The 9,889-nt window shown below is 62.8% G+C and carries 5 protein-coding genes; 2 read left to right on the forward strand and 3 right to left on the reverse strand.

Annotated elements, in window-relative coordinates; all coding sequences use genetic code 11:
* Position 1: 1 nt before the first annotated feature.
* Positions 2 to 3,166: an efflux RND transporter permease subunit gene (locus BLU39_RS04910; protein WP_092710494.1), complete on the reverse strand. Its 3,165-nt coding sequence runs from the start codon at positions 3,164 to 3,166 to the stop codon at positions 2 to 4.
* Between the two features lie 15 nt (positions 3,167 to 3,181).
* Positions 3,182 to 4,396 (reverse strand): efflux RND transporter periplasmic adaptor subunit, encoded by a 1,215-nt coding sequence (locus BLU39_RS04915; protein ID WP_092710497.1) that lies wholly within the window; start codon positions 4,394 to 4,396, stop codon positions 3,182 to 3,184.
* A gap of 421 nt (positions 4,397 to 4,817) precedes the next feature.
* On the opposite strand from BLU39_RS04915, the gene BLU39_RS04920 reads away from it, so the two are divergent.
* Both BLU39_RS04920 and BLU39_RS04925 read left to right on the forward strand, forming a co-directional pair.
* Positions 4,818 to 6,323, forward strand: coding sequence for an ATPase domain-containing protein (locus BLU39_RS04920; protein ID WP_092711289.1), 1,506 nt, complete (start codon positions 4,818 to 4,820; stop codon positions 6,321 to 6,323).
* Positions 6,324 to 6,331: 8 nt separating this feature from the next.
* Entirely contained in the window at positions 6,332 to 7,882 is a 1,551-nt protein-coding gene (locus BLU39_RS04925) for a hybrid sensor histidine kinase/response regulator (RefSeq protein ID WP_092710500.1), read from the forward strand.
* 3 nt (positions 7,883 to 7,885) lie between these two features.
* Here the strand turns inward: BLU39_RS04925 and BLU39_RS04930 are convergent, their stop codons facing one another.
* On the reverse strand, positions 7,886 to 9,772 hold the full coding sequence (locus tag BLU39_RS04930) for an MFS transporter (RefSeq protein WP_035820937.1): 1,887 nt from the start codon (positions 9,770 to 9,772) through the stop codon (positions 7,886 to 7,888).
* Positions 9,773 to 9,889: the final 117 nt, after the last annotated feature.

A 9,889-nucleotide genomic window follows, 5' to 3' on the forward strand; every position in this document is an offset into this window, starting at 1 on the left:
ATTAATGCGCATCCTTAGAAAGCGTGACGGCTGGCGAACCAGGCGTCGCCGGCGTGGCGGGCGCGTCCGACTTCGAGAAGAAGCCGCGCACCAGCACGAAGAACACCGGCACGAAGAAGATACCGAGGAACGTGGCCGTCAACATGCCGCCCAGCACGCCGATACCGATGGCGTTCTGGCTGCCGGAACCGGCGCCGCTGGAGATCGCCAGTGGCAACACGCCCAGGCCGAAGGCGATCGAGGTCATCAGGATCGGACGCAGACGCAGACGCACCGCGTGCAAGGTCGCGTCCAGCAGCGACATGCCCGATTCCTGCATTTCCTTGGCGAATTCGACGATCAGAATCGCGTTCTTCGCCGACAGGCCCACCACCGTGAGCAAGCCCACCTGGAAGTACACGTCGTTCGACAGGCCGAAGAACCACGTGCCCAGCACGGCGCCGATCACGCCCAGCGGTACCACCAGCAGCACGGAGAACGGAATCGACCAGCTTTCATACAGCGCGGCCAGACACAGGAACACGATCAGCAGCGACAGCGCATACAGCTGCGGTGTCTGCGAACCGGATTCGCGCTCTTCCAGCGACACGCCGGTCCAGCTGAAGCCGATGCCAGGCGGCAGCTTGGCGACCATCTCTTCCATCGCGTTCATGGCGGCGCCCGTGCTCTGGCCCGGCGCCGGCGTACCGAGGATCTCTACCGACGGCAAGCCGTTGTAGCGTTCCAGGCGTGGCGAAGCGTAGATCCACTTGCCCGTGGCGAAGGCCGAGAACGGCACCATCTGGCCAGCGCTATTGCGCACGAACCACTTGTTCAAGTCTTCCGGCTGCATGCGCGATTCGGCATTGCCTTGCATGAACACTTTCTTCACACGGCCGCGGTCGAGGAAGTCGTTCACATACGAACTACCCCAGCCCACGCTCAGCACGCGGTTGATTTCCGAGATCTGCAAGCCCAGCGCGGTGGCTTTCTGCTGGTCGATGTCGATCTTGTACTGCGGCGTATCTTCCTGGCCGTTCGGACGCACGCCGACCATGGCCGGATTCTGCGACGCCATGCCCAGCAACTGGTTACGCGCCGCCATCAGGGCGTCATGGCCGACACCGCCGATATCCTGCAGCTGCATGTCGAAACCGGTGGCGTTACCCAGTTCCAGCACGGCAGGCGGAGCGAACGTAAACACCATCGCATCCTTGATCTGCAACAGCTTGCCCATGGCGCGACCGGCCACGGCCGGCGCTTTTTGCGCCACGTCCTTGCGCAGCGACCAGTCTTTCAGGCGCACGAAGGCGATACCCGTATTCTGGCCGTTACCGCCGAAGCTGAAACCGGCCACGGCAAACACGGAAGCGACGTTGTCCTTCTCGCTGTTCATGAAGTGGTCTTCGACCTGCTCGATCACTTTCAGGGTGCGCTCTTGCGTGGCGCCCGTCGGCAATTGAATCTGTGTAAACAGGATGCCCTGGTCTTCTTCCGGCAGGAAGGAGGTCGGCAGGCGCATGAAGATGAACACCAGGCCGGCCAGCAACAGCACGTACAGCAGCATCGAGCGGGCGCGGTGGCGGATCATGGCGCCAACCATGCCCTGGTACTTGTTGCTGCTGCGATCGAAACTGCGGTTGAACCAGCCGAAGAAACCCTTGTTCGTCGCGTGATGGCCCTTTTCGACCGGCTTGAGCAAGGTGGCGCACAAGGCGGGCGTAAACACCAGCGCGACGACGACGGACAGCACCATCGACGAGACGATCGTGATCGAGAACTGGCGGTAAATCACGCCCGTCGAACCGCCGAAGAAGGCCATCGGCACGAACACGGCCGACAGCACCATGGCGATACCGACCAGCGCGCCCGTGATCTGCGTCATGGACTTGCGCGTCGCTTCCAGCGGCGACAAGCCCTCTTCGCTCATCACGCGCTCGACGTTTTCCACCACCACGATCGCATCGTCGACCAGCAGGCCGATGGCCAGCACCATGGCGAACATGGTCAGGGTATTGATCGAGTAACCGAAGGCATTCAGGATGCCGAAGGTACCGAGCAGCACGACCGGCACGGCCATGGTCGGGATCAGGGTGGCGCGGAAGTTTTGCAGGAACAGATACATCACCAGGAACACCAGGATGACGGCTTCGACCAGGGTTTTCACCACTTCTTCGATGGACAGTTTCACGAACGGGGTCGTGTCGAACGCCACCTGGTAGCTCATGCCTTCAGGGAATTGCTTGCTCAGGTTGCCCAGCATGGCTTTCGCCGCATTGGCCGTATCGAGCGCATTGGCGCCCGTTGCCAGCTTGATCGCCACGCCGGTGGCCGCATGGCCGTTGTAGCGGGCCACGGTGTTGTAGTTCTCGCGGCCCAGTTCCATGCTGGCCACGTCCTTCAAGTACACCATGGCGCCGTTGGTCGTAGTTTTCAGCAAGATGGCGCCGAACTGTTCGGCCGTCTGCAAGCGGCTTTGCGCCGAGACGGTGGCGTTCAGCTGCTGGCCCTTGACGGACGGCGTGCCGCCCAGCTCACCGGCCGACACTTCCGCATTCTGCGCCTGTACGGCCGTGATCACGTCCGCCGGGGTCAGGTTGAAGCTTTGCAGCTTGGCCGGGTCGAGCCAGATACGCATGGCGTACTGCGAACCGAACAGGGTCACGTCGCCCACGCCCGGTACGCGGCTGAGCGGATCGACGACGTTGGCGGCCACATAGTCGCTCAAGTCGGTCTGGTCCATCTTGCCGTTTTCGGAAATGAAACCGAACACCATCAGGAAGTTCTTCGTCGCTTTCGACACGACCAGACCCTGTTGCGTGACAGCCGTCGGCAGCAGTGGCGTGGCCAGCTGCAGCTTGTTCTGTACCTGCACCTGGGCGATGTCGGGATTGGTGCCACTGGTAAACGTCAGCGTAATGCTGATGCCGCCAGTCGCATCGCTCGACGAGGACATGTAGCGCAAGCCGTCGATACCCTTCATCTTTTGTTCGATGACCTGGGTAACGGCATCTTCCACGGTCTTGGCGGAAGCGCCAGGGTAGGAGCCGCTGATCGAAATCGACGGCGGAGCGATGCTCGGGTACTGCGCGATCGGCAGGCTGAGGATCGAAATCACGCCGGCAAGCATGATGACGATCGCGACCACCCAGGCAAAAATCGGGCGGTCAATGAAAAAACGGGCCATTAATATTCTCCTGAATTAGTGGGCGCTGGCAGCCGATGCTGCGGCAGAGGCGGCAGCGGCGGGCGCAGGAGCGGCTTCGGCCTTGGCCGGCACGGCAACGGCTGGGGCGCCTGGCTTGACTTTTTGCAAGCCTTCCACGATCACGCGGTCGCCTGCGGCCAGGCCGGACGTCACCAGCCAGTTGGTGCCGACGGTGCCGCTGGTGGTCAGCACGCGCTGCTCGACCTTGTTTTCCTTGTTCAGTATCATGGCCGTGGCCTGGCCCTTCTGGTTGCGCGTCACGCCCACTTGCGGCACGGTAATGGCTTTCTCATCCACGCCCGTTTCCAGCTGCGCACGCACGTACATACCTGGCAGCAATTCGCCTTTCGGGTTCGGGAACAGCGCGCGCAAGATCACGTTGCCCGTGGTCGGATCGACCGACACGCCGGCGAACTGCAGCTTGCCCGATTCGCTGTACTTGCTGCCGTCCGGCAAGATCAGATCGACCTTGGCCTGGCCTTCGCCCGCTTTTTTCAGCGAGCCGTCGGCCATCTGCCGTTTCAGGCGCAGCAGGTCGGTGCTCGACTGGGTCACGTCGACATAGATCGGGTCCAGTTGCTGCACGGTCGTCAGCGCGTCGGCCTGGCCTGCCGTCACCAGCGCGCCGGCCGTCACGGTCGAGCGGCTGGTGCGGCCGCTGATCGGCGCCGTCACGGTGCTGTAGCGCAGGTTGATGTTGGCCGATTCCAGCGCCGCAGTGGCGGACTCGACGTCTGCCTTCGCTTGCTCGAACGCGGCGACGGCATCATCGTATTCCTGGCGGCTCACGCCTTCGATGGCGACCAGTTCCTTGTAGCGGGCCGCTTTCGGGCCGGCCGTCAGCAAGTTGGCCTTGGCTTTCGACAGTGCGGCCTTGGCCGAATTGGCGGCGGCCTGATACGTGGCGGAATCGATCTGGTACAGGGCCGTGCCCGCTTTCACATCGCTGCCTTCGACGAACAGGCGCTTCTGGATCAAGCCACCGACTTGCGGGCGCACATCGGCGACCTGGTAGGCATTTGTACGGCCGGGCAATTCGGCACTCATCGGCAACGCGGCCGGATTAACAGTAAACACGACCACCTGTGGCGCTTGCTGCGCGTGAGGTGCTTCCTGTTTTTTACTGCAGCCGGCCATGATTACAGTGGCGCACAGAACGGCAATAGCGCCGCTCGTACGCGGCGACGTCAGGGAAAAGGTTGGTTGCATCTTGGACTTTCTGAAAAAGAAGCTGGCTAGTGTCGTTAGAAATGACTAAATTTATTAACGCAGATCAAAGAATGAACGATCATTCTAAAATCGTCAAGCATCGTTACAATTGAAACATAGTAACCATCAAGCGAATTAAATTATCAATGAGGCAATAAAATGAAGACAGCAACAGCGGCGGCACGCCAGAAAAGTCATCCTGGAACCTGGCGGGCGGTGGCAAAACGACAATGCGGAAAAGGTGGATTGAGTGAATACTGTAGCAGGGTCAAGATTTCTTTGCTGAACTAACCGAAGCGGACGCAACGCTATTCCTCGCGGCAGGCGCGGCAGAATAATTATTTACCAATGGTATCGAAAAGACATGTTCCGGCAGACGCGCTACTATATTGGCCACGGCGTGGCGAAGCGGGGTGCGATGATGACGGCACAGGCGCATGGATGGGCACAACACGATGGCGCGAACGGCCCGGACGCGCTGCTGTCAACGGGCGTGCCCGGTCTCGACGCCATTCTCATGGGCGGCCTGTTGGCCGAGCGCCTGTACCTGGTTGAAGGCGTGCCCGGCACGGGCAAGACCACCCTGGCGCTGCAATTTCTGGCCGACGGGGCGCGCAGCGGCGTGCCCGTGCTGTATATCGCCCTGGCCGAGTCCGAGATCGAACTGCGCGCCGCCGCCCTGTCGCACGGCTGGGACCTGGCCGGCATCGCCATCGAAGAAGTGGCGCCCAACGACGACATGCTCGACCCCGAGCGCCAGTACACGATCTTCCACCCGTCGGAAATCGAACTGGCCTCGACCAACCAGCGCATCCTGGCCGCCATCGAAAAACACCGCCCGGCCCGCCTCGTGCTCGATTCGCTGTCGGAACTGCAGCTGCTGGCGGAAAACCCCCTGCGCTACCGGCGCCAGGTCGTGGCCTTGAAACAATACCTGGCCAGCCGGCACTGCACCACCATGCTGATCGATGACCGTTCCGCGCTCGACGACGGCTTGCAAGTGCGTAGCGTGGCCCACTGCGTGATCTCGCTGGAGCTGCAAAACCAGGCATATGGCAATGACCGGCACCGCGTGCGTATCGTGAAATACCGGGGCGTGCCGTTTCGCGGTGGCGCACACGACTACAAGATCGCCCAAGAGGGCCTGGTCGTCTATCCGCGCCTGGTGGCGGCCGAGACGCGCCGCGACGGCGAGCACCGGCGCCTGTCGAGCGGCGTGCCCGAACTCGACGCCATGACGGGCGGCGGCCTGGAAGAAGGCATGAGCACCCTCATTTCCGGTCCCGCCGGCAGCGGCAAGTCCACCCTGGCCGCGCAATTCGTGCACGCGGCAACAAAGCGCGGCGAACCGTGCGCCATGTTCCTGTTCGAGGAAGCGCGCAGCAAGCTCCTGAGCCGGGCCGACAGCGTGGGCCTGCACCTGCAGGCGGCGCTCGACACGGGGCTGCTCAGCGCCCAGCAGATCGATCCGGCCGAACTGACCCCGGGCGAATTCGCCCAGGCCGTCGTCGACGCGGCGCAGCGGGGTGCCAGGGTGATCGTCATCGATAGCCTGAATGGCTACATGCATGCGGTGCCCGATGAACGCTTCCAGAGCACCTATCTGCACGAACTGCTCAATTACCTGAGCCAGCACGGCGTGGCCACCCTGCTCGTCGGCGTGCAGCAAAACATGCTGGGCACCTCGATGACGACGGCGGCCGACGCCAGCTATCTGGCCGACAGCGTCATCATGCTGCGCTATTACGAAACGGAAGGCGAGGTGCGGCAAGCCATTTCCGTCTTCAAGAAGCGGGGCAGCGCGCACGAGCGCAGCATCCGCCGCTTCGAGATCAGCCCGCAGGGCATCCGCATCGGCCCGGCGCTGGCCGGCTTTCACGGCATCCTGTCGGGCTTGCCCACCATCGGCGGCACGCCCTTCCCCTAGGAAACGCCATGGAGCAGCGCATCCTGATCTACGCGCCAGCCGGCCAGGATGCCGCCCTGGCCGGCACGGTATTGGCAGGCAGCGCCATCGCCAGCCATGCCTGCCGCTCGCCCGGCGAACTGGCCGAGCAGCTGGCGCTGGGCGCCGGCGGCGTGCTGACGGTGGATGAAGCCTTGCATGCGGGCGTCTACGCCGTGCTCGACGCCTATACCCGCCATCAGCCGGACTGGTCCGACTTGCCAATTACCCTGCTGACCCACGCGCGGCTCGATTCCCTGCCCTTGCGGCAAGCCATTGCCACCCTGGGCAACCTGACCCTGCTGGAACGCCCCGTCCACATCCTGACCCTGATCACCTCGGCCCACGCCATGCTGCGCGCGCGCCAGCGCCAGTACCAGGTGCGCGAGACGCAGCGGCGCAAGGACGAATTCATTGCCAGCCTCGGACATGAACTGCGCAATCCGCTGGCGCCCATCAAGTCGTCGGTGGCCTTGCTCAAGCACCTGTTTCCCGCATCGGAGCAGGTGGGCAAGCTGAGCGACGTGATCGAGCGCCAGGTAACGCACCTGACGCGGCTGGTGGACGACTTGCTCGACGTGGCGCGCATCACCAGCGGCAAGGTAGTGCTGCAACGCAAGGCGTTTGAACTACAGCAAGTGCTCGAACATGTCATCGAATTGTGCCAGCCTGCGGCCGGCAGCCGGCACATCGGTATCACGCTGGAATTGCCGCCGCATGCCGTGACCTTGCACGCCGACTATGCCAGGGTGGTGCAGATCTTTGCCAATATCGTGTCGAACGCCGTGAAGTTCACGCCGGAGGGCGGCCACATCCACATTACGGCGCGCCTGGAACAGGGGCAGTTGCAGGTGAGCATCGAAGACAATGGCATCGGCATCGCCCCGGACGCCATCGCGCGCATCTTTTCCATGTTCGAACAGGGGCGCACGGTGGCGGGCCAGATAAAAAGCGGCCTGGGCATCGGCTTGAGCCTGGCACGCCAATTTGCCGACATGCATGGCGGCAGCATCGAAGCCTGCAGCGACGGCCCGGGGCGTGGCAGCCGCTTCGTCGTCACCTTGCCGGCCAGCGCCGGCGCTGCCCGGGGCGCTACGATGGCCACGCCCGCCGCCGCCGGGAGTGAATCGCCCGGCAGCGCCAGCCAGCCCGTGCAAGTGTTGGTGGTGGACGACAACCGCGACGCGGCCGATTCCTTGCAAAGCCTGTTCCAGCTCGAAGGCTATGCGGCCACCGTCGCGTATGACGGCGCGCAGGCGCTGGCGGCCGTCGACATGGCGTGGCCGCAACTGGTTGTGATGGATTTGGGGATGCCGGACATGGATGGCTACGAGACGGCGCGCCAGATCCGCCAGCGCGCGCAGGGGCGCGACGTGCTGATGATCGCCCTGACGGGCTGGGGCCAGGGCGAAGCGCGCGCACGGACCGAGCAAGCCGGTTTCGACCATCACCTGACGAAACCGGTGGATTTCGACGCCATCACCGCCCTGCTCCGCGCGCACCTGGAGCGACAGGAAGGGACGGCTATGCGAACGGAGTGACGCTTACTTCCACTTGCCGCGCAATTCCTGCACCTTCTGTTGCAGCAACTCCGGCGTGGCGGCCTCGGGCGCCACGGGCATGCCCACGGCCAGCGACAAACGCGAGCGCAAGCCCGCCTTGAAGGCGCGCTCGAACAAATGGCCGTTGCGGTGGCTCAACAGATGACCCCACAAGCCGCGCAGCGCCAGCGGAATCACGGGCACCTTGCTGCGCTCGACGATCTTGGCGATGCCGCCCTTGAATTCGCTGATCTGTCCCGTGCGCGTCAATTTCCCCTCGGGGAAGATGCATACGAGTTCGCCTTCGTGCAGCGCCTGCGCGATATCGATGAAAGCCTTTTCCATCAGGAAGGGATCTTCCTTGGCTGGCGCGATGGGAATGGCCTTGGCCGTGCGGAAAATCCAGCCCATCAGCGGCATCTTGAAAATGCGGTGATCCATGACGAAACGGATGGGGCGGGGGCTGGCCGCCATGATGACGATGGCGTCCACATAGCTCACATGGTTGCACACGAGCACGGCCGCGCCTTCCGTCGGGATGCGCTCGCCATCGACGACTTTGACCCTGTGCACGGTCTGGATCAAAATCCACGCGAGGAAGCGCATGAGGAATTCCGGCACGAGGGAGAAGATATAGGCGGCCACCAGCGCATTCAAGATGGCCGTGACGAGGAACAGCTGCGGGATGGTAAAACCTTGGCCCAGCAGCACGATGGCCACGCCGGCGGCCGCCACCATGAACAGCGCGTTGAGGATATTCATGCCGGCGATCGTGCGCGAAATGTGTTTCGGGTCGCAGCGCGTCTGGATCAGGGCGAACAGGGGCACGATGAAGAAGCCGCCGAACACGCCGATCATGACGATGTCGATCAGGATGCGCGGCACGCCCGCCTGGCTGACAAACGCCAGCGCATCGACCACTTGCGTATTCGCATACGCATTGCTGGCGAAATACAGATCAATGCCGAACAGCGACAGGCCGATGGAGCCGAACGGCACCAGGCCGATCTCGATCTTGTGGCCGGACAACCTTTCGCACAGCAGCGAGCCCGTGCCGATGCCGACGGAAAACACGGTCAGCAGCAGCACGAATACGCTGTGGTCGCCATGCAGGAAATCCTTCGAGTAGACGGGGAACTGGGCGAGGATCAGGGCGCCGTAAAACCAGAACCAGGAATTGCCCAGCATGGCCAGGAAGACGGGCCGGTTCTTGCGCGAAAAATTCAGGTTGCGGAACGATTCGGCGACAAAATTCAGGCTCACCTTCAAGTCCGGCTCGGGCGCTGGCGTGCGCGGCACGCGGTAGCTGGCGATCAGGCCGAACACGGCCACGGCAATCGTCGCACCGGCCACCAGTTCCACGCCCAGCGGCTTGTGCACGATCAGCACGGCGCCGAGAATTTCGCCCAACAAGATACCGACGAACGTGCCCATCTCGATCAGGCCATTGCCGCCGACCAGTTCCTCGGGTTTCAGTTGCTGCGGCAGGTAGGCGTACTTGACGGGGCCGAACAGGGTCGAATGCACGCCCATGCCCACGACGGCGGCCACCAGCAGCCACAAGGTATGCGTCATCCAGCCGGCGGCGGCGACCGCCATGATGGCCAGTTCCATCCATTTCACGAAACGGGCCAGGCCCGCCTTTTCGAACTTGTCGGCCAACTGGCCCGCCGTGGCCGAGAACACGACGTAGGGCAGGATGAACAGGCCCGGAATCAGGTTGGTGATGGTGGACGGGTCGAGCGTGGTCCAGCTCAGCGCATCGTAGGCGAGGATCACCATCAGGGCCGTCTTGAACAGATTGTCGTTGAAGGCGCCAAAGAACTGGGTCCAGAAGAAGGGCCCGAAACGGCGCTGCGACAATAAGGAAAACTGGCTGCTTTGACTCATGGCATGGGGAACCGGCAATTAAGGAATTGCTAAAATACAGCACTATCTTGCGCACGACAATCTGAATGTCGTCATCTTGCTTGGCGTCAATACGGAAAGCGCCGCGCCGCGCCATGC

The organism is Janthinobacterium sp. OK676 (genome assembly GCF_900103595.1).
In the GTDB taxonomy this organism is placed as follows: Bacteria; Pseudomonadota; Gammaproteobacteria; order Burkholderiales; family Burkholderiaceae_D; genus Janthinobacterium.